The sequence below is a fragment of the Cellulomonas fimi ATCC 484 genome (assembly GCF_000212695.1).
Classification (GTDB): Bacteria; Actinomycetota; Actinomycetes; order Actinomycetales; family Cellulomonadaceae; genus Cellulomonas; species Cellulomonas fimi.
On sequence record NC_015514.1, the window covers coordinates 236439 to 258961 of the forward strand.

General features: G+C 76.0%; 21 protein-coding genes and 1 riboswitch. Of the genes, 15 read left to right on the top strand and 6 right to left on the bottom strand.

Features of this window, described 5'->3' with window-relative positions; all coding sequences use genetic code 11:
- The first annotated feature begins 114 nt into the window (after nt 1–114).
- The 7 genes from CELF_RS01060 (at nt 115) to CELF_RS20290 (ending at nt 7662) form a co-directional block, all read left to right on the top strand.
- On the top strand, nt 115–1284 hold the full coding sequence (locus CELF_RS01060; protein ID WP_013769389.1) for an HpcH/HpaI aldolase/citrate lyase family protein: 1170 nt from the start codon (nt 115–117) through the stop codon (nt 1282–1284).
- Nucleotides 1281–4061, top strand: a complete 2781-nt coding sequence (locus CELF_RS01065; RefSeq protein WP_013769390.1) for a phosphoribosyltransferase — start codon at nt 1281–1283, stop codon at nt 4059–4061. The genes CELF_RS01060 and CELF_RS01065 overlap by 4 nt, the downstream gene beginning before the upstream one ends.
- Nucleotides 4058–4894 carry an HAD family hydrolase gene (locus CELF_RS01070; RefSeq protein WP_013769391.1) on the top strand — a complete coding sequence of 279 codons (837 nt, stop codon included), beginning with the start codon at nt 4058–4060 and terminating at the stop codon, nt 4892–4894. The genes CELF_RS01065 and CELF_RS01070 overlap by 4 nt, the downstream gene beginning before the upstream one ends.
- Nucleotides 4891–5469, top strand: coding sequence for a 1-acyl-sn-glycerol-3-phosphate acyltransferase (locus CELF_RS01075; RefSeq protein WP_013769392.1), 579 nt, complete (start codon nt 4891–4893; stop codon nt 5467–5469). Before CELF_RS01070 ends, CELF_RS01075 begins: the two co-directional genes overlap by 4 nt.
- Nucleotides 5470–5596: 127 nt before the next feature.
- The gene (locus tag CELF_RS19290; protein WP_013769393.1) at nt 5597–6661 is read left to right on the top strand and encodes an RDD family protein; all 1065 of its coding nucleotides are present in this window, start codon (nt 5597–5599) and stop codon (nt 6659–6661) included.
- Nucleotides 6662–6742: 81 nt separating this feature from the next.
- Nucleotides 6743–7312 carry a GyrI-like domain-containing protein gene (locus tag CELF_RS01085; protein WP_013769394.1) on the top strand — a complete coding sequence of 190 codons (570 nt, stop codon included), beginning with the start codon at nt 6743–6745 and terminating at the stop codon, nt 7310–7312.
- 110 nt (nt 7313–7422) lie between these two features.
- A riboswitch (cyclic di-GMP riboswitch) is annotated at nt 7423–7497 on the top strand.
- Between the two features lie 15 nt (nt 7498–7512).
- Nucleotides 7513–7662 carry a hypothetical protein gene (locus CELF_RS20290; RefSeq protein ID WP_013769395.1) on the top strand — a complete coding sequence of 50 codons (150 nt, stop codon included), beginning with the start codon at nt 7513–7515 and terminating at the stop codon, nt 7660–7662.
- 229 nt (nt 7663–7891) lie between these two features.
- Here CELF_RS20290 and CELF_RS01090 read toward each other — a convergent pair whose 3' ends face one another.
- Nucleotides 7892–10441 (bottom strand): lysylphosphatidylglycerol synthase transmembrane domain-containing protein, encoded by a 2550-nt coding sequence (locus tag CELF_RS01090; protein ID WP_083835666.1) that lies wholly within the window; start codon nt 10439–10441, stop codon nt 7892–7894.
- A gap of 200 nt (nt 10442–10641) precedes the next feature.
- Here CELF_RS01090 and CELF_RS01095 point away from each other — a divergent pair, with 200 nt between their 5' ends.
- Nucleotides 10642–11226 (top strand): HdeD family acid-resistance protein, encoded by a 585-nt coding sequence (locus CELF_RS01095; RefSeq protein WP_013769397.1) that lies wholly within the window; start codon nt 10642–10644, stop codon nt 11224–11226.
- A gap of 12 nt (nt 11227–11238) precedes the next feature.
- On the opposite strand, the gene CELF_RS01100 is transcribed toward CELF_RS01095, so the two are convergent.
- Nucleotides 11239–12141: a CPBP family intramembrane glutamic endopeptidase gene (locus tag CELF_RS01100; protein ID WP_013769398.1), complete on the bottom strand. Its 903-nt coding sequence runs from the start codon at nt 12139–12141 to the stop codon at nt 11239–11241.
- A 114-nt stretch (nt 12142–12255) separates the two neighbouring features.
- Between CELF_RS01100 and CELF_RS01105 the strand changes: the two genes are divergently transcribed.
- The 4 genes from CELF_RS01105 to CELF_RS01120 are packed head-to-tail and all read left to right on the top strand — an operon-like array spanning nt 12256 to nt 15149.
- The gene (locus CELF_RS01105; RefSeq protein ID WP_013769399.1) at nt 12256–13053 is read left to right on the top strand and encodes a hypothetical protein; all 798 of its coding nucleotides are present in this window, start codon (nt 12256–12258) and stop codon (nt 13051–13053) included.
- Nucleotides 13046–13348, top strand: coding sequence for a transcriptional regulator (locus CELF_RS01110; RefSeq protein WP_013769400.1), 303 nt, complete (start codon nt 13046–13048; stop codon nt 13346–13348). Before CELF_RS01105 ends, CELF_RS01110 begins: the two co-directional genes overlap by 8 nt.
- Entirely contained in the window at nt 13345–14337 is a 993-nt protein-coding gene (locus tag CELF_RS01115; RefSeq protein ID WP_013769401.1) for an ABC transporter ATP-binding protein, read from the top strand. Before CELF_RS01110 ends, CELF_RS01115 begins: the two co-directional genes overlap by 4 nt.
- Nucleotides 14334–15149 (top strand): ABC transporter permease, encoded by an 816-nt coding sequence (locus CELF_RS01120; protein WP_013769402.1) that lies wholly within the window; start codon nt 14334–14336, stop codon nt 15147–15149. The genes CELF_RS01115 and CELF_RS01120 overlap by 4 nt, the downstream gene beginning before the upstream one ends.
- Before the next feature lie 79 nt (nt 15150–15228).
- Here CELF_RS01120 and CELF_RS01125 read toward each other — a convergent pair whose 3' ends face one another.
- The 3 genes from CELF_RS01125 to CELF_RS01135 form a co-directional block, all read right to left on the bottom strand.
- A complete protein-coding gene (locus tag CELF_RS01125; protein WP_083835767.1) occupies nt 15229–17769 on the bottom strand; it encodes a heavy metal translocating P-type ATPase in 2541 nt (846 codons plus the stop codon).
- A gap of 65 nt (nt 17770–17834) precedes the next feature.
- Nucleotides 17835–18068, bottom strand: a complete 234-nt coding sequence (locus tag CELF_RS01130) for a heavy-metal-associated domain-containing protein (protein ID WP_013769404.1) — start codon at nt 18066–18068, stop codon at nt 17835–17837.
- A 48-nt stretch (nt 18069–18116) separates the two neighbouring features.
- Entirely contained in the window at nt 18117–18443 is a 327-nt protein-coding gene (locus tag CELF_RS01135) for a metal-sensitive transcriptional regulator (protein ID WP_013769405.1), read from the bottom strand.
- A 69-nt stretch (nt 18444–18512) separates the two neighbouring features.
- On the opposite strand from CELF_RS01135, the gene CELF_RS01140 reads away from it, so the two are divergent.
- From CELF_RS01140 to CELF_RS01150, 3 genes are all read left to right on the top strand, one after another.
- The gene (locus CELF_RS01140) at nt 18513–18971 is read left to right on the top strand and encodes an RrF2 family transcriptional regulator (protein ID WP_013769406.1); all 459 of its coding nucleotides are present in this window, start codon (nt 18513–18515) and stop codon (nt 18969–18971) included.
- Between the two features lie 131 nt (nt 18972–19102).
- On the top strand, nt 19103–20041 hold the full coding sequence (locus CELF_RS01145) for a sulfite exporter TauE/SafE family protein (RefSeq protein ID WP_013769407.1): 939 nt from the start codon (nt 19103–19105) through the stop codon (nt 20039–20041).
- Nucleotides 20042–20245: 204 nt separating this feature from the next.
- On the top strand, nt 20246–20596 hold the full coding sequence (locus CELF_RS01150) for a hypothetical protein (RefSeq protein ID WP_013769408.1): 351 nt from the start codon (nt 20246–20248) through the stop codon (nt 20594–20596).
- 25 nt (nt 20597–20621) lie between these two features.
- On the opposite strand, the gene CELF_RS19295 is transcribed toward CELF_RS01150, so the two are convergent.
- Nucleotides 20622–22463 (bottom strand): glycoside hydrolase family 6 protein, encoded by a 1842-nt coding sequence (locus CELF_RS19295; RefSeq protein ID WP_013769409.1) that lies wholly within the window; start codon nt 22461–22463, stop codon nt 20622–20624.
- Between the last annotated feature and the right edge of the window lie 60 nt (nt 22464–22523).

Genomic DNA, 22523 nt, shown 5'->3' on the forward strand with positions numbered 1-22523 from the left:
TGCGCGTCGGCGCGCTGGGCTACCGTGTCCCGGCACGCGGCAGCCCCGCCGCGCTGCCCCGACGGACGGAGGCGACATGCCGGTCGTGACGACCCCCACGGCGCCGAGCGCTGCGTGAGCGCCCGCCACTTCTCCCACCTGCCCGACGAGGACGTCGAGCGCCTGTTCTCCCGGCCGCCCGAGGCACTCGGTCGCGCCTGCCCGCCCGCGCTGCTCGCCGTCGCCCTCGGCGCGACGCTCTACATGCCGGGCACCCGGCCCCGGCTCGCGCACGACCTCGCCCGCCAGGCAGCCCAGGGCGCGGTCAGCTCCGTCGTCTGCCTCGAGGACGCCATCGCCGACGCCGACGTCGAGCAGGCGCAGGAGAACGTCGTCGCGCAGCTGCGCGAGCTGTCCCGGTCCGGGGCGACCGCACCGTTCGTGTTCGTCCGCGTGCGGCACCCCGAGCAGATCCCCGCGATCGTCGCCGGGCTGGGGGACGACGCCGGTGCGCTCACCGGGTTCGTGCTGCCCAAGTTCACGGAGTCCCACGGCGCCGCGTTCCTCGACGCCGTCGACGACAGCGCGGCGTCGGCGGGGCTGCGGCTGCTCGCGATGCCCGTCATCGAGTCGCCCGAGATCATCCACCGCGAGACGCGCGAGGACGCGCTGCTCGGCGTGCAGCGGCTGCTCGACAAGCACCGCTCGTCGGTCCTCGCGGTGCGCACCGGCGCGACCGACCTGTGCAGCGTCTACGGCATCCGCCGCGGCCGCGACCTGACCATCTGGGACGTGCGTCTCGTCGCCGGCGTCCTCACCGACGTCGTCAACGTGCTCGGCCGCACCGACGGCACCGGGTTCGTCGTCACCGGGCCCGTGTGGGAGTACTTCTCCGGCGACGAGCGGCTGTTCAAGCCGCAGCTGCGCCACACGCCGTTCGACCAGCACGACGCGAACCGGCTGCGCGCCGACCTCATCACGCGCGACCTCGACGGCCTCATCCGCGAGGTCGTCCTCGACAAGCTCAACGGGCTGACCGGCAAGACCGTCATCCACCCGAGCCACGTGCCCGTCGTGCACGCCCTGTCCGTCGTCACCCACGAGGAGTACGCCGACGCGACCGACGTCCTGGGGGCGGCCGGCCGGTCCGGCGTCTCCCCGTCGCGCTACGGCAACAAGATGAACGAGTCGAAGCCGCACCTGTCCTGGGCCGAGCGCACGATCCTGCGGGCCCGCGCGTTCGGCGTGTCCGCCGAGGACGTCAGCCTCGTCGACCTGCTCGCCGCGACGGCGGGGCGCGCGTGACGGCGCCCGTCACCACGGCCGCCATGGGTGCGGCGGCCGCCGCCGCTGCGCCGTGGTCGGGCACGTGGGTGTCGCAGCGCCTCGACCTGCGGCTGCGGACCACGTCGAGCGCCGTCGGCCTCGAGCTCGCGGACCTCGTCGGGCTGGCCGTGCGACGCAACCCGCGGCGCGCCCACCTGCTCGTCTCGCGCGTGCTCGGCAAGCACGTGCCGACCGACCCGCGCGTCGTGCGCGGCGCCGCGCTGCTGCTGGGCTCGCTGGTCCGCGACGCCCTCGCGGATGTTGACGGGGGAGCCCGGGCGGACGCCGGCGCGGACCCGTCGACCGGGGTCGCGGACCAGCCGCCGGCCACGGACGCCGCGACCCTGCACGGCCGAGCCGGCGCCCTGCTGCGCGACGCGCTCGCCGGCGACCCGACCGCACCCGCCGCCCTCGTCGCCGCGACGACGCCCGCCGGCACACGCCCGCTCGACGCGGTCGTCCTCGGGTACGCGGAGACCGCGACCGCCCTCGGCCACGGCGTCGCCGACGCCCTCGGGGGCGCGCCCTACCTGCACTCCACGCGACGGCCCGTCGCCGGCGTGCCGTCGGTCGGCGGGTTCGAGGAGGAGCACTCGCACGCGACGAGCCACCTGCTGCTGCCCGCGGACCCGGCGGTCCTCGCGTCGGCCGCACCGCTCGTGCTGGTCGACGACGAGCTGAGCACCGGCACGACCGCGCTGCACACCATCGAGGCCGTGCACCGGCTCGGTGCCCGCGACCGGTACGTCGTCGCGACCCTGGTCGACCTGCGCACCGACGCCGACCGGGCCCGCTGCGCCGCGCTCGCCGAGCGGCTCGGCACCTCGATCGAGGTCGTCGCGCTCGTGGTCGGCGAGGTCGTGGCGCCCTCCGACGTCCTGACGCGCGGCGCCGCACTCGTCGCACAGGTCGACGCCGAGGCCGCCGTCCCCGCGACCGACCGCGCGGCGGTGGCCGCCGTGCGCCGCGTCGACGTCGGCTGGCCCGCGGACCTGCCCGAGACCGGCCGGCACGGGGTCACGGCCGCCGACCGGCGTGCGCTCGACGCGGCGGTCGCGGCGTGCACGGCGCGGCTGCGGGACGCGCTCGACGCCGGCCCCGGCACCCCCGCCCGGGTGCTCGTGCTCGGCACCGAGGAGCTCATGGACGCGCCTCTGCGGCTCGCGTCGGGGCTCGCGGACGCGCTCGACGGCGACGTGGACGTCCGCTTCTCGACGACGACCCGCTCGCCCGTGCTGGCCGTGCCGGACGCGGGCTACGCGATCCGCACGGCGGTGACCTTCCCCGCGCACGACGGCCCCGCCGACGCCGCCCCGGGCGAGCCCGGGCACCGCCGGTTCGCCTACAACGTCGCACCCGCCGGCGACGCCGGCGCGCGGTTCGACGCGGTCGTCGTCGTCACGGACGCACCGGGCGACACCGGCGCGCTCGCGGCGTCGGGCGGCCTGCTCGACGTGCTCGCGCACCACGCCGACGACGTCCTGCTGGTCGTCCTGCCCGACGCGGCGGCGGCCCGCGCGCGTGCGGCGCAGGGGGACGCGCCCGCGCTGCCCTTGCCGCTGCACGGCCCGGCGTTCGGCTCGTACGCGGCCGACGAGGTCTCCTGGCTGCTCACCGACCTGTCGGACGTCGCGCTCGAGGCGCCGGTCGAGGAGCGCGAGGAGGCCATCCAGTCGGGCGGCGCGCACTACGCGGAGTCGCTGCCCGTCGAGTACCAGCCGAGCGAGGCGTACGGGCGGCTGTTCGACGCGGCGCTCGCGGAGGGCGCCCGCCGCATGGCGCACGCCGTCGGTGTCGTCGCGGAGCAGGTGATCGCTGCGCGCGGTGGCGCGCCGACGCTCGTCTCCCTCGCCCGCGCGGGCACGCCCGTCGGCATCCTCGTGCGCCGCTGGGCGCAGCTCGTGCACGGCGTCGACCTGCCGCACTACGCGGTGTCGATCGTGCGGGGCCGCGGGATCGACGACGTCGCGCTGCGGTACCTCGCGGCGCACCACGACCCGGCGTCGGTGGTGTTCGTCGACGGCTGGACGGGCAAGGGCGCGATCGCGCGCGAGCTCGACGCGGCCCTGGCCGACCACGAGGCCCGTACGGGCGTGGCGTTCCCGCGCGAGCTCGCCGTGCTGGCCGACCCGGGGCGCTGCGTGCGGCTCGCGGGCACGCGGGACGACTTCCTGGTGCCGTCGGCGTGCCTCAACTCGACCGTGTCGGGCCTGGTGTCCCGCACGGTCCTCAACCGGGACCTGCTGACGCCGGACCAGTTCCACGGCGCGAAGTTCTACGCCGACCTGGCGCCCGTCGACGTGTCGGGCCGGTTCCTCGACGCCGTCGCGGCCTGCTTCCCGGCGGTGCGCGACGAGGTCGAGCGCGACTGGCGGCGCATCGCCGACGAGCACGGCACGGCCGACTGGTCGGGCTGGGCGGCGGTCGAGCGCATCGTCGAGGAGTACGGCATCGGCGACGTGAACCTCGTCAAGCCGGGCGTGGGCGAGACGACGCGCGTGCTGCTGCGCCGCGTGCCGTGGCGCGTCCTGGTCCGGCCCGACGCCGCCGACGCGGACGTCGCGCACGTGCGGCACCTCGCTGCGGAGCGCGGGGTGCCCGTCGAGACTGTGGCCGACCTGCCCTACAGCTGCGTGGGGCTCATCCACCCGAGGTACACCGCGGGCGCCACGGGCGCGGACGGCCGGGCGGTGCGCGAGGCTGGACCCGGGGGCGCGGACGGCGCCCCCACCGACGTCGAGGGAGGTGCCGTGTGAGCACCGGGGTGGTCGTCGCGTGCGACCTGGATCGCACGCTCATCTACTCGGCGGCCGCGCTGCGCCTCGGCGGCGAGGACGAGGACGCACCCGCCATGACGGTCGCGGAGGTCTTCGACGGGGAGCCGATCTCGTTCTGGACGCGCGACGCGGAGCAGATGCTCGGCGACCTCGTCGAGGCGTCGACCTTCGTCCCGACGACGACCCGCACCCGCAAGCAGTACGCGCGGGTCCGCTTCCCGGAGCCGGGCCCGCGGTACGCGGTGACGTCGAACGGCGGGCACATCCTGGTCGACGGCGAGCCGTGCGCGGACTGGTCCCGTGCCGTGCGGGAGCGGCTCGACGAGTGCGCGCCGCTCACCGAGGTCGTGGACCACCTGGCCGCGGTCGGCGACGACGCGTGGGTGCGCAAGCACCGCGTCGCGGAGGACCTGTTCACCTACCTCGTCGTGCACCGCGACGCGCTGCCGCCGTCGTTCGTCGACGACCTGACGCAGTGGTGCGCGGAGCGCGGCTGGACCGTGTCGCTGCAGGGCCGCAAGGTGTACTGCGTGCCGATGCCCCTGACGAAGTCGGCCGCCGTGGCCGAGGTCGCGCAGCGCGTCGGTGCCGGGCGCACGTTCGCCGCTGGCGACTCGCTGCTCGACGCCGACCTGCTGGAGCACGCCGACGTGGCCTTCCGGCCCGCGCACGGCGAGCTGCACGAGGCCGGCTGGCAGGCGCCGCACCTCACCGTGACGCGTCGCGCGGGCGTCGCCGGCGGCGAGGAGATCGTCGCGCGCCTGCTCGCGGCCGTCCGCGCCGAGGCCGCCCCCGAGGGGTCCGCGGCGTGAGCGTCCGCCGCGGCGTCGCCCGGCTGTACTGGCGCCTGAGCCGCTGGACGCTCACGGGCCAGAAGCTCCCGGTCGACGGCGCCGGCATCCTCATCGGCGCCCCGCACACGTCCAACTGGGACTTCGTCCTGATGCTCGGCATCGGCGGCGAGGGCGACCTGCCGTTCCGCTGGCTCGGCAAGCACACCCTGTTCCGCGGTCCGGCCGGTCCGCTCATGCGCGCGCTCGGCGGCATCCCCGTGGACCGGCGCGACCCGGCGGGCCTCGTCGACGAGCTCGTCGCCCGCCTGCGCGACGGCAAGCCGTTCTACCTGGTCGTGACGCCCGAGGGCACGCGCCGCGGCGACGGCTGGAAGTCGGGGTTCTACCGCATCGCGCGCGCGACGAACCTGCCCGTCACGCTCGGGTTCGTCGACCGCACCACGATGACGACGGGGCTGGGCCCGACGATCGAGCTCACGGGCGACGTGCGCGCGGACATGGACGTCATCCGCGCCTTCTACGCCGACAAGGCGGGCCACACCCCGGGGCGCAAGACGGAACCGCGCCTCCGCGACGAGCACCCCACCGCCTGACCTCCTCGCCCCGCCGCCCGCGGCTCCGCCCTCCCGCCGGAGCGGGCCCGTGGGCGGGAGCGCGAGCGTGTCGCGGGGTGCGCGATTCACCCTCGGGGGTGGGCGGGCGACTGTCAGGATGCTCCGCATGACCGCGGCGGTGGACGTGACCGACGGCGTCCGCCGGGACGTCGCCCGCGCGCCGCTCGCGGCCTGGTGGCGGCGCGCCGTGGCCGCCGCGCTCGACGCCGCCGTGGTCGGGGCGGTCACGTTCGTCACGGTCGGGCCGGGCGGCTGGCCGTGGGAGTGGTCGCTGGTGCTGGGCGGGGTGGCCCCGGCCCCGCGCACCCCGGTGCTGCTCGTCGCGGGTGCGACGGCGGTGGTGCTCCTCGCGCTGCAGGCGTGGACCGGTGCGACGCCGGGCAAGCGGGTCGTCGGCATCGCGGTCCTCGGATCGCCGGACGCCCTGGCACCGGTCGGCCGATCGCGACCGGACCGCCCGCTCGGGGCGTGGCGGACGGCGGTCCGCACGCTCGCGCACTCGTTGGACCTCGTGCTGCTGGTGGGGCTCGTGCGGCCCCTGTGGGACCCGCGGCGCAGGACGTTCGCCGACGCGCTGTGCGGCACCGACGTCCGTGCCACGCGTCGGGTCGCCCGTCGCGCACACCCGCACGGGCGTCGCGGGACGACGCGTGCCCGCGGCGGCGGTGGCTGGGCGACGACGGCGGCCGCGGTCGTGCTGTGCGCGACGTCGGTCGCGCTGGCCGCAGGGGTGTCGACGGGACGCTCGCCCGAGGTCGTCGTGGCGTGCGGGCTGGACGACGCCCCGATGGGCGACGACCCGCCGATCGCGACGGTCGAGCTGCGGGTGCCGGAGTCGCGCACGCAGACGCGGCTGGGCCTCACGCGCGCCGTCGACGGCCCGCGCGACGCGACCGTGTCCTGGGTCGTCGCGGAGCAGCAGGAGGCGCCCGACGGGACGCGGCTCAGCGTGCGCGTCGTGGCCGGCGACGGGACGCAGGTGGCGGAGCTGGGCGGCACGGTCGACCGGGGGACGCTCGTGCCGGACCACGGGCCGGCGCTCGGCGGTCTCCTCCTGCCGGTCCCGCCGCGGGTGCTCGCCGCGGCCGGTCCGGGCGGGACGTGGGAGGCCGGCGTCGGGACGGACGACGTCCGCGTGGCGCTGTGCGGCGGAGCGCTGGGCGGCTCCTGAGGTCCCGAGCCGACGGGGGCCCTCGCTGCGCAGCGCTGCCTGCGGGGGACGGGGCGCGGGGGCGGGCCTACGCTCGGGGCCATGGAGCGTCACGGGACGGAGCCCGTGCTGGTGCGGCGGCCCGAGGTGCCGTACGTCGCGGTGCGCGAGCGCGTCACGACGGCGACGCTCCCCGGGCTCGGGCGGCGGTTCGACGAGGTGCTCGCCTGGGTCGAGGCGCACTCGCTCGCGGCCGCGGGTCCGCCGTTCTTCCGCTACCGGGTGATCGACATGGAGCGGGAGCTGGTGGTCGAGGCGGGCGTCCCGCTGTTCGAGGCGGTCACGCAGACGGACGGCGACATCGTCCCGGGCGTGCTGCCGGCGGGCACCTATGCGGTCACGACGCACGTGGGGCACCCGGAGGAGCTCGTGCAGGTCACGGCGGATCTGCTGGCGTCGGGGGAGGCGCACGGCTGGGAGTGGGACCGCTGGTCGACGCCCGAGGGCGACGCGTGGGGCTGCCGCCTGGAGCTCATGCTCACGGACCCGCGGCTGGAGCCGGACATGGGGCGGTGGGAGACCCAGCTCGCGTTCCGTGTGGTGCACGACACGGTGCGCGGCGGGGTGAGCGACACGCCCGGAGCAGGGGACGCGGGGTCCGGATCCGCGTGATCATGCGGATCCGGTGACCGTGGGCCGATCGGGTGAAATGGACGTCCGTCCGTATCTCGTGGCTCCAGCGGCTTCCTAAAACGTCTCACGGTGCTCTAATGTCGGACTTGTCAGCGAAACGGCAAACCCTCCGCAAGGGGGGGACGCAAAGCCACGGGACCCACGAGGTCAGCCGGGCTACCGAACAGACAGGACCCGTCATGGACTCCCGTGGTTTCTCCGTCGACCCCTCCGACGCCACCCCCTTCATCCTTCCGGCTTCGCGCCTGCAGGCCTGGGTGGCCCTCGCCGAGCGGTCCCACACCGTCGTCGAGCTCGTCCCCGCGCAGCGGGAGCACCTCGCCGCCTGACGCGTTCGCGCGTACCTCACCGACGCCGGCCCCGGACCCCGGGTGCCGGCGTCCGTGCGTCCAGGGCGTCGGCACCCGGGGGTCCGGCCGTGCCGCGTCGGAGCGGTGACACGCGTGACCGATTCGCCCCGCGTCGTCGTGTTTCGATACTTCACGCGACACCGTCGTCACCCCGCACGTCACCCTCGTCCCCGCGCCGAGCGGGTGGACAGCACCCGTCCCGCCGGGGTCAGAGCTCGCCGCGGCGTTGCAGGAAGCGCATCGCGGCCCAGCCGAACGGGATCCGCAGCCAGTACGTGAGCGCACGGAACAGCACGGCGATGGACGTGGCGACACCGAGGTTGATGCCGGTGACGGAGGCGAGCGTCCCGGCGAGCGCGAGCTCGACGGTGCCCATGCCGCCCGGGGTCGGGATGAGCGCGCCGGCCGTGTTGCCCGCGAGGTAGACGAGCGCGACCTGGATGAGGGTCGCGTCCTGGTTGAGCGCCTGCAGGCACGCGTCGAACGCGAGGATGTACCCGAGCGTCATGGCAAGGTTGCCGCCGATCGCGAGCGCGAGCCGCCACGGCTGACCGAGCACCTCGATGAGCCGTGGCCAGGTGCGGCGCAGCGTCGGCAGGGACTTGGCGAGCACCCACTGGCGGACGCGCGGGACGAGCAACGACGCGCCGACGAGGGCGGCGACGATGCCGACCGCGATCAGCACCGCGGGCGAGATGGGCAGCGGGGACTCGTTGCTGCCCGACACGATCGTCAGACCGAGGAGCAGCGCGACCGTGACGACGAACTGGCTGACCTGCACGAGCGCGACGGTCGCGGCGCTGAGCGGGCCGGACACCCCGCGCTTGGTGAGCATCCGCAGGTTGAGCGCCGCGGGGCCGATGCCGGCGGGGGCGGCGAGCGCGACGAACGTCGCGGCGGTCTGCACGAGCGTGGCCCGCCAGACGGGCAGCTTGACGGGGGAGAACGCGACGAACGCGAGCGCGGCGCTCACGAGCGTGCTCATGCCGAGCCCGAACGCGAGGACGGACCACCGCCAGTCGCTCTCGGCGAGCGCCTCGCCGATCTCCTCGACGTTGATGCTCGCGAAGATCGCGAAGATCGCGACGACGGTGAGCAGGATCGTCACGACCGTGCGTGCGCCGAAGCGGACGAGCTGCTCGGGCTCGACGCTCGCCTCGGGCAGCCGGGCGACGAGGGCGGTGCGCAGGTCGGCGAGCACCTGCTTGTGGGCGCGCATCTCCTCGCGGGTCTCCCGGGGGAGCGCGATCGTCTGGAGCAGCGGTCCCACGGTCGCGATGCCGTGGTCGGGGAGCACGGCGGCGGCGGACTCGATGGCGCGGTCGGCGCCGACCCGCAGCGCGAGCATCGCGACGAGCTGGGTGACGTCCATGCGGCGTGCGAGCTCGGAGGACGCCACGTCGCCCTGCTCCCACCCGGTGATCCACACGACCGGCCGGCCGACGAGGTCGTCAACGAGTACGACGCCGCTGGTCAGTGCGCGGTGCGCGACGCCGGCGGCGTGCGCGAGGCGGAGCTGGGCCCAGATCTCCTGCAGGAGCTCGTCGGTCAGGCGTTCGGGGGGCAGGTCCGCGAGCGGGACGGCGGCCCCGGGACGCTCCTGCACGAGCAGCATCGAGTCCTCGGCCTCGGCGATGGACAGCAGGCGCGGGGTCCGCACGCCGGCGGCCCGGGCGGCGTAGGCGAGGAGCGCGGCGCGGCTCGTGGCCTGGCGCAGCGACACCACGGAGCGGCCCTCCAGGCCGCGCATCCGGATCGAGCGCCACATGCGGGCGAGGCCGCCGACCACCTGCCGGTCGCCGTCGATGACGACGACGTCGAGCTCCTCGCCGGCGTCGGTCGTGAGCTGGTAGACGCGGTGCCCGGTCGCACGGGTGAGCGCGCGCGCGGCGGGTGTGCCGTCGAGCTCGACGGGTGGCGTCCCCTCGCGCTGCGCGAGCCGTTCGGCGTCGGCGTCGGTCGTGTCGTCGGCGACGCGGCTGAGCCGCGCGGGCTGGAGCCCGGCGCGCCGGATCCCGGCGATCAGGGCCCGCCCGTAGGCGCGCTCCGACTGCACGCCGGACAGGTAGCGCACGCCCATGCCGGCGACGCGGCCGACGAGCAGGGAGATGACGAGCCCGGGCAGGGACACGCGTGCCGTGATGAGCAGGACGCCCGCGGTGATCCACAGGACGCTCCACGACCAGTCGACGGTGCGCCGTCGCCCGCGCGGCCCGGCGACGGTCAGCAGGGCCGTGACCAGCGCGAACGCGGGCGGCAGCGTGAGCAGCCAGTCACCGTCGTCCCGGATGGAGAGCGCGACCGCGAGGTCCTCGGTGGCCCAGTGCACGACGACGAAGCGGATGGCCTCGTTGAGCAGCACGCCGACGAGCGCGGCGGCGACCACCTCCAGCACCTGCCGCCCGAGCCGCCGGATCGCGAGCTCGGCCAGCACCGCGAGGGGCACGACGAGGACCAGGACCGCCTCGAGGCCCTGGACGGGCACGAACAGGATCCGGGCCAGGATCGTCGCGAAGCCCTGCACGTCCTCGGCGACACCCGTGGTGGTGTTCGGCGCGTACGTCGCGAGCGCGAGGACCAGCACGATGCCGACGACGGACAGGACGGCGCCGAGCAGGTCGCTCGGGTGGTGCACGCGGACGGTCGGGACGTCCTCGACGACGACGTGCGCGTCGTCGGGGGGCGGCTGCGCGTGCACCGGCGCACGGTCCGCGTCGACGGCGGACGCACGACCGGGAGGCGTCGGCGTCGCGGGCATACCGGCGAGTGTAGGCAGCGGCGGCCCGGCGGACCGGGGACTCGGCGGGGTTCGGACGCATCCAGGGCGCCGCTCGTGCCCACCGTCCTGGGCGTTTCGCCGCGCTGCGCCCGGATCGTCGGGTCTAGCGTGACGAGCGGGGACACCGGGTCGCGCGGGTGCGGTCCCGCGCGGTGCCCCACCGGGGCGGGGGAGGTCACGTGGTCGACGAGGGGACGGACGTCGAGGCGACGCTGCGCAGGATCTGGTGGCTGCCGGTGCTGCGCGGTGCGGTGCTGCTGGTGCTGGGGATGCTCATGCTCGTCCAGCCGCTGGGCACGGTGAAGGCGCTGGTGTGGGTGTACGGGCTGTTCGCGATCGTCGACGGTGTGATCGCGCTGGGCATGTGGCTCGGCAACCGCCGCGAGAAGGGCGCGGGCTGGTGGGCCGTCGGCGGGCTGGTGGGTATCGCGTTCGGCGTGATCGCCCTGGTGTGGCCGGGTCCGACGGTCGCGGTCGTGTTCTACCTCGTCGCGCTGTGGGTGCTGGCGCTCGGGGTGCTCGCCGTGATCGCGTCCGTGGTGCTCTACCGGGCGCGGGACATCGGCTGGTACTGGGTGCTGACGTTCGGCCTGGTGGCCTTCCTGTTCGGCCTGCTGCTCGTGGTCAACCCGCAGGAGTCGCTCACGGTCGTCGTCGTGCTGCTCGGGCTGTACGCGTTCGTGGGCGGCGTGGTGCTCGTCGTCAGCGGCTTCGCGACCCGGTCGTTCGCGCAGTCGATCGGGCGGGGCTCGGCCGTCGTCTGACCCGGGGGCCCGTCAGGACAGGTGCAGGGCGTCGCGCCACTCGTCGGGGACGAGCGCGTAGCCGACGAACACGACGACGTCCATGAGCGTGTGCGCGACGACGAGCGGCATGACGCGTCGTCGCCGCCGGTAGTACTCGGCGAAGACGAGGCCCATGACGACGTTGCCGACGAACGCGCCCCAGCCCTGGTAGAGGTGGTACGAGCCGCGCAGCAGTGCGCTCGCGACGACCACGAGCGCGGGGCTCCAGCGCAGGTCACGCAGGCGCTCCATGAGGTACCCGACGGCGACGACCTCCTCGAGCAGCGCGTTCTGGAGCGCGGCGAGGACGAGCACGGGCACGGTCCACCAGGCCGCGTCGAGCGCTGCGGCCTGCACCTCGACGGTGAGCCCGAGCGCGCGCCCGACCGCGTAGAGCCCCAGCCCGGGGATGCCGATGAGCGCCGCGAGCCCGGCACCGACGCCGAGGTCCCGCCACGGGCGCGTCCCGTCGAGGCCGATGCGGCGTACCGCGGAGCGTCCGTGGGCGGACAGCAGGTAGAGCGCGAGGGCGACGGGGACGAGCGCGAACCCGATCGACAGCAGCTGGTAGGTGAGGTCCAGCCACGGGCGGGGGGAGCGGCTCGGGTTGAGCGTGGCCGTCTGGTCGGCGAGCGCCTGGTCGCGCGTCAGACGGTCGAGGATCGCGACGACGGCGTAGACCCCGGACCGGCCGAGCGACAGGCCGAGCACGATCCAGATCTCGGCGGTCAGGCGGCGGCGCCACGCGCGCTCCGTGCGGGGTGCGGCGTAGAGCGGGTCGGCCGACGCGCTCGCGGTGCTCACGGTGGCGGCTGCCGCGGGCCCGGTGGGGGCCGGGGCGGCCGGGGCGTCGACGGGGTCGGGCGTCGCGTCGCCGGGCGCCGTCCTCGTCATGCGGCGAAGCCTAGGCGGCGTCGCTGGGCGTCGGCTGGACAGGCCCTTGTGCGGGACATCCTCACAAAGTAGTTTGTGACGCAAACAAGGTGCCGGGCGACGCAGGGGGCGACGATGGACGGCCGCGCAGGACCCGACGACGCAGCACGCGACGACGCAGCACGCGACGACGCCCGCAGCGGCGACGCCCGACGTGACGACGCTCGACCCGGCGGCCCCGGCCCGGACGACGCCCGGCGCGGTGGCGCGGCGCGGGACGGCACGGGGCCGCGCCGCACGGCGGCCCCCGACGACGACGGGGGCGACGCCGCACCCGACCTGGCCGCCGCGCTCGCGATCATCGCCGAGGGCCGCCAGCAGGCCCGGGCCGCCTACCCGTCGGGTGCGTTCCTCTTCCTCCTGTGGGGAGCGGTGTGGCTCGTCGGCTACGGGACCCTGTGGGTCTCGGCGCGCGAGTCCGGTCGGCCCGCCGGCGCGGCGGCCGCGGTCGCGATCGGACTGGGCGTCGCCGGCCTGGTGGGCACGCTCACGCACATCGCGCGCCGCAGCCGGGGGCTGTCCGGCGCGAGCGCACGCACGGGGGCGCTGTACGGCTGGTCGTGGGCGATCGGCTTCACCGCGCAGGCGCTGATCGTCACCTCGCTCGCGGAGGCCGGCGCGTCGCCGCAGGTCAGCGCGCTTGCGGGCAACGCGCTCGCGGCCCTGGTCGTCGGCCTGCTCTACCTCGCCGCCGGGGCGCTGTGGGACGACGTCCCCATGTTCGCGCTCGGCGCGTGGATCACGCTCGTCGGGGCGGCGAGCGCGCTCGTCGGGATGCCCGGCACGTACCTCGCGATGGCGCTCGCGGGCGGTGGGGGCATGGTCGCCGTCGGGGCGGTCGAGGCGCTGCGCGAGCGGAGGCGGCGTGCCTGACCCCGGGCTCGACCCCGTGATCCACACCGAGGCCCGCCTGCGCGTCGTCTCGGCGCTGTCCGCGCTCGGGCGCGGCGACCGCATCAGCTTCCCGCGGCTCCAGCAGCTGCTCGACATGACCGCGGGCAACCTCTCGACCCACCTACGCCGACTCGAGGAGGCGGACTACGTGACCATCACCAAGACCCACGAGGGCCGGACCCCGGCCACCTACGTGGAGCTCAGCGACACCGGGCGGGCCGCGCTCGACCGGTACACGCGAGCCCTGCGCGCGCTGCTCGGGGGGCAGCTGTGACCGCCCCGACGCCGACCGGGCCCGTGCTCGACGTCCAGCACGTCACGCGCCGGTTCGGCGCGGTCACGGCGCTCGACGACGTGAGCCTGCGCGTCGAGCACGGCGAGCTCGTCGGCCTGCTGGGTCCCAACGGTGCCGGCAAGACGACGCTCCTCAGCCTCGTCAGCGGCCTGCGCCGTCCCGACAGCGGCACGGTCCGCCTGTTCGGCGGCGACCCGCGTGACGCGTCGTCGCGCATCGGCCTCGGCACCACGCCGCAGGAGACGGGCCTGCCGCCGACGCTCACGGTCGGCGAGGTCGTCGACCTCGTCGCCGGGCACTACCCGGACCCGATGTCCCGGGCCGAGGTGCTGAGCCGGTTCGGGATGCAGGACCTCGTGAAGCGGCAGACGGGCGGGCTGTCCGGCGGGCAGAAGCGGCGCCTCGCCGTCGCGCTCGCCCTGGTCGGGCGGCCGCGTCTCGTGCTGCTCGACGAGCCCACCACGGGGCTCGACGTCGAGGCGCGGCACGTCCTGTGGCAGGCGCTGCGGGACTACCACGCCGACGGCGCGACGGTCGTCCTGACGAGCCACTACCTGGAGGAGGTCGAGGCGCTCGCCGAGCGCGTCGTCGTGGTCGGTGGCGGGCGGATCCTGGCCGACGACTCGCTCGACGCGGTCGTCGGGCTCGTGGGGCTGCGTCGCGTCCTGCTCACCGTCCCGGCCGCGAGCACGGTCGACCTGGCCGCGCTGCCGGGTGCGCACGCGGCGCACGCCGACGACCTCGACGGCCGCGCGCGGCGCTGGACGGTCCTCGCCGAGGACGCGGACGTGTTCGTCCGGTCGCTCGTCGGCGCCGACGTCCCGTTCTCCGGCCTGGAGGTGCGGGGTGCGTCGCTCGAGGAGGCGTTCCTCGCCCTCACGGCCCGCGCCGACGACACGGCCGACGCCGCCCCCGCCCCCGCCGCCGTGCACGACCCCGCCCGACTCGCCGAGGAGGCCGTCCGATGAGCACCTCCGCCCCCGCCGCCCCCACCGCACCGGGAGGCACCCGCGGGCCGGCCCGCCGCCGGCCGTTCTGGCCGCTCGCGCTGCTGCACGCCCGCCTCGGGTTCCTCGAGACGATCCGCATCCCGATCGCGGTGCTCGGCAACCTGCTGTTCCCCGCGCTCGCGCTGCTGTTCTTCGTCGTGCCGCAGCAGGCCGTCGCGCAGGACCCGGGCATCGCCACCGCGGCCGTGACGCAGCTCGGCACGTTCGCGGTGATGTCGACGTGCCTGTTCTCGTTCGGTGTCGGCGTCGCGGAGGACCGGGCCCTGCCGTTCGACCCGTTCCTGCGGACGCTGCCCGCGGGCGCCGCGCCGCGCCTGACGGGCCGCGTGCTCAACGGCCTGCTGTGGGCGTACATGGCGCTCGTGCCGCTCGTGCTCGTGGGCGCGCTGCTCACGGCCGCGTCGGTGTCGTTCGGTCGCGCGCTGCTCGCGGTCGTCGTCGTGCCCGCGGTCGCGGTGCCGTTCCTGCTGCTCGGCGTCGCGATCGGGTACCGCCTGTCGGCCAAGGCGGCGATCGCCGTCGTGCAGGCGGTGCTGTTCCCGCTCGCGTTCGCCGGTGGCCTCTTCATGCCGCCCGAGGTGTTCCCGGGCTGGCTCGACGCCGTCTCGAAGGCGCTGCCGTCGCGGGCCGCCCGGGACCTCGCGATCCAGGCGACGACGGGCTACGAGGCATATGCCCTCGCGCTGCCGGTGATCCTCGCGTGGACCGCGCTGTTCGCGGTCCTGGCGGTGCTCGCGTACCGCAGCGACGAGGGCCGCCGCTTCCGCTGACCCGCGCGGTCCGGCGAGCGTTCGCCCCGGCACGACGACGGCCGGCCCCCGGGAGGGGACCGGCCGTCGCCGCGTGCGGTCAGCCGAAGGTGCGCAGCCGCAGCGAGTTGCCGACCACGAGGACCGACGAGAACGCCATGGCGGCGCCCGCGATCATCGGGTTGAGCAGGCCCAGCGCCGCGAGCGGGATGGCCGCGACGTTGTACGCGAACGCCCAGAACAGGTTCTGCTGGATGATCCGCAGCGTCCGGCGCGACAGCCGCACCGCCTGGGCCGCGGTCCGCAGGTCACCGCGGACGAGCGTCACGTCCGCGGCCTCGATCGCCACGTCGGTGCCCGTGCCCATCGCGAGGCCCAGGTCGGCGGCGGCGAGGGCTGCGGCGTCGTTCACGCCGTCGCCGACCATCGCGACGCGCCGCCCCTGCGACTGCAGCCGCTCGACGACCGCGACCTTGTCCGCGGGCAGCACCTGGGCGACGACGTCCTCCTGCGCGATCCCGACCGACCGGGCCGCGGCACGCGCCGCGCCGAGGTTGTCCCCGGTCAGCAGCACCGGGCGCAGGCCCAGGTCCCGCAGGTCCGCGACCGCCTGGGCCGACGACGCCTTGACGGGGTCCCGCAGGACCAGCACCCCGCGCGCGACGCCGTCCCACGCGGCGACGACCGCCGTCGCGCCGTCGTCCTCCGCCGCACGGACCGCCGCCTCGACCGGCGCGGTCGCCACGCCCTCGTCCCGCAGCCAGCCGAGCCGGCCCACGAGCACGCGACGCGACAGGTCGATGCCGGAGTGGGCGACCCGGACGACCCCGGAGACGCCGTGCCCGGCGTGCGCCCGGAAGTCGTGCACCTGGTCGGCACCGATCACGACGCCGTCCGCGCCGACGCGGTCGACGCCGCCCTCGACCCGGTCCACGCCGCCCTCGGCGGGGCCGTGCGCGGCGCCCGCGATCGCGTGGGCGACCGGGTGCTCCGCGAGCTGCTCGACCGCCGCGGCCAGCCGCAGCACCTCGGCGCGGTCCGCACCGTCCACGGGCACGACGTCGACGAGCGCCATGCGGCCCTCGGTGACGGTCCCCGTCTTGTCGAGCACGACGGTGTCGACGCGCCGCGTCTGCTCGAGGATCTCCGGGCCCTTGATGAGGATGCCGAGCTGCGCGCCGCGGCCGGTCCCGACCAGCAGCGCCGTCGGCGTCGCGAGCCCGAGAGCGCAGGGGCACGCGATGATGAGCACCGCGACCGCGGCGGTGAACGCGGACTGCACCGACCCGCCCGCGACGAGCCAGCCGACGAGCGTGCCGAGCGCGAGCACCAGGACGACGGGTACGAAGACCGCCGAGATGCGGTCCGCGAGCCGCTGCACGGGCGCCTTGCCGGTCTGCGCCGCGGCGACGAGGCGGCCGATCTGCGCGAGCCGCGTCTCCTCCCCGACGCGCGTCGCGCGCACCACGAGCGCGCCCGAGGTGTTGACCGTCGCACCCGTCACCTCGTCGCCCGGCCCGACGTCGACCGGCACGGGCTCGCCCGTGAGCAGCGACGTGTCGAGCGCGCTCGTGCCGGAGACGACCACGCCGTCGGTGGCGACCTTCTCGCCGGGGCGGACCGTGAACTCGTCGCCCACGGCCAGCCGCCCGACCGGGACGCGCTGCTCGACCTTGCGGCCGTCCGGGCCGGTGACGAGGAGCGCGACGTCCTTCGCGCCGAGGTCGAGCAGCGCGCGCAGCGCGTCGCCCGCGCGGCGGCGGGAGCGGTGCTCGGCGTACCTGCCGGCGAGCAGGAACGTCGTGACGACGGCCGCGACCTCGAAGTACAGCTCGGGCATGCCCATCTCGCCGTGGCCGGCGTCGGCCGCGGGCCACAGGGTGGGCGTCATCGTCATGCCGAGCGTGCCCGCGCCGCCGAGGAGCAGCGCCCACAGCGACCAGCCGGTCGCCGCGACGATGCCGATCGAGACGAGGGTGTCCATCGTCGACGCGCGGTGCCGGGCCGCCCGGGCGGCCGCCTTGTGGAACGGCCACGCCGCCCACGTCGCGACCGGCAGGGCGAGGGCGGCGACGACCCACTGCCAGCCCCGGAACTGCAGGGCGGGGATCATCGAGAGGAGCAGGACGGGCACCGTGAGCACGGCCGCGACCCGCAGGCGGCGGCGCAGGTCGGTGCCGCGCGCGTCGGTCGGGGCCGAGGTGTCCTCGTCGGCGTCCATCTCGTGCCCGGGCGCCATCGTGTGCCCGGACAGCGCGTGCTCGAACGGGTCCATGTCGTGCCCGTGGCCGTCGCCGTGCCCGGCGGGGTGCGTCGTCGCGGCGCCGTGACCGGCGTGCTCGACGGTCGCGCGCGGGTCCACGTCGTGCGGGCCGGACGCCGGGGCGGCGTGCTGGCCTGCGGCGTGACCACCGTGGCCGGCGCCCGCCACGACCTTCTCGGCGCGACGCGCGGTGACGCGCCCGTCGTACCCCGCGCGCCGCACCGCGGCCAGCAGGGCGTCGTCGTCCGCGACGCTGCCGTCGTCGGACGCGCGCAGCTCGACGTGCGCGGTCTCGAGCGCGAGGTTGACCGTGGCGCTCGCGCCGGGCACCTGGTTGAGGCGCCGCTCGACGCGCGCGACGCACGACGCGCACGTCATGCCCTGGACGTCCAGGTCGACGAGGGCGACGGGTGCGCCCGCCGGCTGGTGCTCGTCGTGCGTGCTCACAGCAGGGACCTCCGGGGGGTGACGGCGTAGCCCGCCTCGGTGACGGCCTCGGCGACCGCGTCGTCGGCGAGCGGGGCGTCGGACGTGACGCGGACGGTGGACGACCCGCCGACGACGAGGTCGACGGCGACGTCGGTGACGCCGGGCAGGGCGGTCAGCTCGGTGGTGACGGCGTGCACGCAGTGCCCGCAGGTCATGCCGTCGACGCCGAACGTGGTGGTCTGGGCCATGGGTCTCTCCTCGGTGGTGGGTCCGCCGGCCGCGGCCGGCGGGTGGGGTCAGCTGCGGACGAGCCGGGCGATCGCGTCGGCCGCCTCGCGGACCTTGGCGGCGCCGTCCTCGGGGGACTGGCGTGCCGCGTCGACGACGCAGTGGCCGAGGTGGTCCTCGACGAGGCCGATGCTCACGGCCTGCAGCGCCTTGGTGACGGCGGCGATCTGGGTGAGGACGTCGATGCAGTAGACGTCCTCGTCGACCATGCGGGCGATGCCCCGGACCTGCCCCTCGATGCGGCGCAGGCGCTTGAGGTAGTCGTCCTTGGCGTCGGTGTAGCCGTGCACGTCGTCCTCCTGCGTCGCTCCGGTGACGGTGTGGCCGTCGCTCACCCGAACACCATACCCCCCTGGGGTATTCCATCGACGGGGACCGGGACCGGGACGGGGGAGAATCGGGCCATGCGGGTCTCGGCGAAGGCGGACTATGCGGTGCGGGCGTGCGCGGAGCTGGCGGCCAGCCCGCACGGCGACCCCGTGCCGTCCGAGGTGCTGGCCGCCGGGCAGGACATCCCGGTGAGCTTCCTCGAGCGGATCCTCGGCGACCTGCGGCGCGCAGGGATCGTCGCGTCGGTGCGGGGGCGGTCGGGCGGCTACCGGCTCGCGCGGCCGGCGGGGGACGTCACGCTCGCCGAGGTGATCCGGGCCGTCGACGGTCCGCTCGTCACGGTGCGCGACGAGCGCCCGCCGAGCCTGACCTACGAGGGGTCCGCCGCGGCGCTGCTCGACGTGTGGGTCGCGCTGCGCACGAACGTGCGGCAGGTGCTCGACGTCGTGACGCTCGCGCACCTCGTCGCGGGCGACCTCCCGCCCCAGGTGAAGGCCCTGTCGGAGACCGTGGGGGCCTGGGACAACCCCTGATGCGCGGTCAGCGCGGGTGACCGCATGGCGGGCAGCGGCGTCCACCATGCGGATGGTGCTTGTAAGGCGACCAAGGCGGTCGGAATTATCGGCGAAACCACGTCCCGTCCGCACCCACACGAGGTGGTCCCGTGCCCGCCCTCATCCTCATGGCCCTCGTCGGCCTCGCCGCGCAGCTCGTCGACGGCAGCCTCGGCATGGCGTACGGGGTCACGTCCTCGACGCTGCTGCTCGCGATCGGCACCAACCCCGCGGCGGCCTCCGCGACGGTCCACCTCGCCGAGATCGGGACGACGCTCGCGTCCGGCGTCTCGCACTGGAAGTTCGGCAACGTCGACTGGAAGGTCGTCCTCAAGGTCGGCGTCCCGGGCGCCGTCGGAGCGTTCCTCGGCGCCACGGTCCTGTCGAACCTGTCGACCGAGGCCGCCACGCCCGTGATGTCGCTCGTCCTGCTCGCGCTCGGTGCGTACCTGCTCGTGCGCTTCACGCTCTTCGGGCTGCGCACCGACCGCCAGCACCTGCCGCTGCGCAAGCGGTTCCTCACCCCGCTCGGCCTGGTCGCCGGGTTCGTCGACGCGACCGGTGGCGGCGGCTGGGGCCCCGTCGGCACCCCGGCGCTGCTCGCGAGCGGGCGCCTCGAGCCGCGCAAGGTCATCGGCTCGATCGACACCTCCGAGTTCCTCGTCGCGCTCGCCGCGAGCCTCGGCTTCCTGTTCGCGATCGGCTCGCAGGGCGTCAACTTCGCCTGGGTGCTCGCGCTGCTCCTCGGCGGCCTCGTCGCCGCCCCGATCGCCGCGTGGCTCGTCCGGCACATCCCGCCGCGCATCCTCGGGTCCGCCGTCGGCGGCGTCATCGTCCTCACCAACGTGCGCACCCTGATCCGCAGCGACTGGGTCGGCCTGAAGAACACGCCCACCGAGGGCCTCACGCTGGCCGCCATCGCCGTCGTCTGGGCCGCCGCCGTCGTGTGGTCGGTGCGGGCGTACCGCGCCGACCAGGCGGCCGCCCGTGCCGAGAAGGTCGAGTCCACCGGGACCGAGGCGACCGCCGTCGCCGCGACGCCCGCCTGACGCGCCGTCGCGGTACGACCGCGCGCACCGGACCCCCGTCGCCGCTGGTGGCGGGGGTCCGGTGCGTCCGAGGTCGCGGCGCCCGACGCCGCCCGACGCCGGTCTCGCGACCGCGCACGCGGCGTCTCGCCAGTCGTCCGATATGTCGCATTGACCTCCGGCCTCGGGGATACTGCTCAGCGCACCGAGGAGAGGGCGACACCCATGCGCGACGTGACCGGCCACCGCGACCACGCGGCGGCGTGGGCGGCCACCACCTACCGGCCGCAGGCCGGCGTCTGGAACGCGCGCACCGAGCCGCCGAGCACCACCGGCACCGTCCGGGCCGACCCCTTCGCGGCCCTCGGGCACGAGGCCAGCCGGCACGGCACCGCCCCGCACGCGCACGAGCGCGGCCCGTCCCACAGCCTCTGGCCGCACGCCGACGAGGTCTCCGTGGACGACGAGCGCCGCACCGCCTGGCGGCCGCACGCCGCGACCTGGCGCCCGACCCCGAGCGTCCCGTTCCCGCGTCCGGTCCCGCCGTCCGAGACCGACCCGACCGGCTGGGCGTGACCGCGGCCGCCAGAGGCGGAGCGCGTCACCAGGACGCGGCCGCGGCCAGTCCCAGCAGGTACTCCTCCCACAGCTGCCCCGCCGGGGGGCCGCCCCCGCACGTCCCGTCGCTCAGCCCGGGCGTCTTGACCCACAGGTCCGCCACGTGCGGTCCGTCGAGCGTCGCGCGCGGCGGGCTCCCGAGCGCGCGCCCGGCGGGGTTGCACCAGACCGTGCCGCCCGGGGCGGCGAGCGCACCGTTGCCGTTGCGCGAGGTGTCGACGACGAACGACGTGCCGCCGAGGAGTGCCGACAGGTACCGGCCGTAGGCGACCTCGTGCTCGGAGCGCTGGAAGTTCGACGTGTTGACCGCGAAACCGGCCGCCTGGTCGACGCCCGCCGCGCGCAGCCGCAGCGCCATCTCCCGCAGGGCCGCGGTGCCCCAGCCGAAGCTGTTGCTGCTCGCCGCGTCGAGGTACACCTCGGCCCCGGCGCGGGTCAGGACCGTGACCGCGTGCGCGAGCGTCGCCAGGCGGGCGTCCCGGTCGCCGCAGCGGTCCAGGTGCAGCAGCGCGTCCGGCTCGACCACGACCACCGTGCGCGTGCCGACCAGGCCTGCGGCCACGGCGTCGACCCACGCGCGGTACTCCGCCGCGGTCGTGAAGCCGCCCGCGGAGTGGCCGCCGCAGTCGCGGTCCGGGATCGCGTACGTCACGAGGACGGGTGTGCGCCCCGCGGCCGCCGCGGCCCGGGTGTACGTCCGCACGGACGCCCCCACGGTCGCGGTCGCGTCCTGCGGACCCAGCCAGCGCGCCGAGCCCTGCGCCGCGACCCTGTTCAGCAGCGCGGCCGCGGAGTCCCGGCCCTGCGCCTGCGCCTCCCGGGCCGCACGCGCGGCGGGCGACGACGGGTCGGCGTACTGCGGCGCGGCGGACAGCACCGTGCCCGGGACAGGGCCGTCGAGCGTCGTGCCGGACGTCGTCGTGCCGGCTCGCGTGCCGCCGAGCGGGCTCGACGTCACGGGCGACGGCTCGGGCAGCGGCTCGGGCAGGGGGAGCGTGACGACCGTCGGGACGCGCTCCACGGGTGCCGCGGGGCTCGACCAGACCGACTCGTGCGTGGCCGCGACCAGGTACGCGCGTCCGTGGTCCTTGACGACGAGCCGGGCCCCGGGCGACGCGGTGCCCGCCGACCACAGCGGCGTCCCGTCGGCCGCGACCACCTGGAGGTCGCCGGTCGGCGCCACGACCGCGTGGGCACCGGCGCGGGCCGCAGGGCTCCGCCACGTCACGACGCCGCCGTCCGTCAGGCTCAGCACGCCGTCCGCGCCCATCGTCAGCCGTGCGCTCCCGTCGGGGCTGGTCACCGACTCCCGGGGGAGCAGGAGGGCACCGGGCAGGAGCCGGTCGGTGCCCGTGGTCCGCAGCGACGCGCCGGGGCCGGCCGCGCTCTTCCACACCACCGAGCCGCCGGTGCTGATCGTGTAGACGACCCCGTCGGGCTTGACGACCGTGCGCGCGCCGGGCGAGGTCGCGCCGGTCGTCCACAGCAGGGCGTCCGTGCGGGAGCGGACCTCGAGGGCACCGTCGTCCCGCTGGACCAGGCGCGCGCCCGGGTGGCCGGTGGTGCCCGTGTGCCACAGCACGCGGTCCGCGAGCCGCAGCGTGACGTCGCCGTCCGCGCCGACGGCGAGCCGGTGCTCGCTGCCGGCGGCCTGCAGCGCCGTGCCCGCGACGAGCGAGCCACCCGCGAGCACGCGGTCCGGTGCGGTCGTCGCGGCCGCCGGCAGCGGCACGGCGACCGACAGGGCGGTCACGAACGCGGCGGCCACCGCCAGGGCGGACGTGAACGCGCGACGGGCGGCCGGGACCGGACCGGGACGGGGCATGGCGAGGCTCCTGCGAGGGGGGCGGGGTACATGCGTCCGTATCGACGGGGCGAGGGGGAT

What these genes read in the sequence shown, in the direction of transcription:
- CELF_RS19290 (WP_013769393.1), top strand. Translation starts at nt 5,597, where the DNA reads ATGACCGCGGCGGTGGACGTGACCGACGGCGTCCGCCGGGACGTCGCC.
- CELF_RS01130 (WP_013769404.1), bottom strand. Translation starts at nt 18,068, where the DNA reads ATGGCCCAGACCACCACGTTCGGCGTCGACGGCATGACCTGCGGGCAC.
- CELF_RS01100 (WP_013769398.1), bottom strand. Translation starts at nt 12,141, where the DNA reads ATGACGAGGACGGCGCCCGGCGACGCGACGCCCGACCCCGTCGACGCC.
- CELF_RS01090 (WP_083835666.1), bottom strand. Translation starts at nt 10,441, where the DNA reads ATGCCCGCGACGCCGACGCCTCCCGGTCGTGCGTCCGCCGTCGACGCG.
- CELF_RS19295 (WP_013769409.1), bottom strand. Translation starts at nt 22,463, where the DNA reads ATGCCCCGTCCCGGTCCGGTCCCGGCCGCCCGTCGCGCGTTCACGTCC.
- CELF_RS01140 (WP_013769406.1), top strand. Translation starts at nt 18,513, where the DNA reads ATGCGGGTCTCGGCGAAGGCGGACTATGCGGTGCGGGCGTGCGCGGAG.
- CELF_RS01150 (WP_013769408.1), top strand. Translation starts at nt 20,246, where the DNA reads ATGCGCGACGTGACCGGCCACCGCGACCACGCGGCGGCGTGGGCGGCC.
- CELF_RS01125 (WP_083835767.1), bottom strand. Translation starts at nt 17,769, where the DNA reads ATGACGTGCGCGTCGTGCGTCGCGCGCGTCGAGCGGCGCCTCAACCAG.
- CELF_RS20290 (WP_013769395.1), top strand. Translation starts at nt 7,513, where the DNA reads ATGGACTCCCGTGGTTTCTCCGTCGACCCCTCCGACGCCACCCCCTTC.
- CELF_RS01085 (WP_013769394.1), top strand. Translation starts at nt 6,743, where the DNA reads ATGGAGCGTCACGGGACGGAGCCCGTGCTGGTGCGGCGGCCCGAGGTG.
- CELF_RS01120 (WP_013769402.1), top strand. Translation starts at nt 14,334, where the DNA reads ATGAGCACCTCCGCCCCCGCCGCCCCCACCGCACCGGGAGGCACCCGC.
- CELF_RS01105 (WP_013769399.1), top strand. Translation starts at nt 12,256, where the DNA reads ATGGACGGCCGCGCAGGACCCGACGACGCAGCACGCGACGACGCAGCA.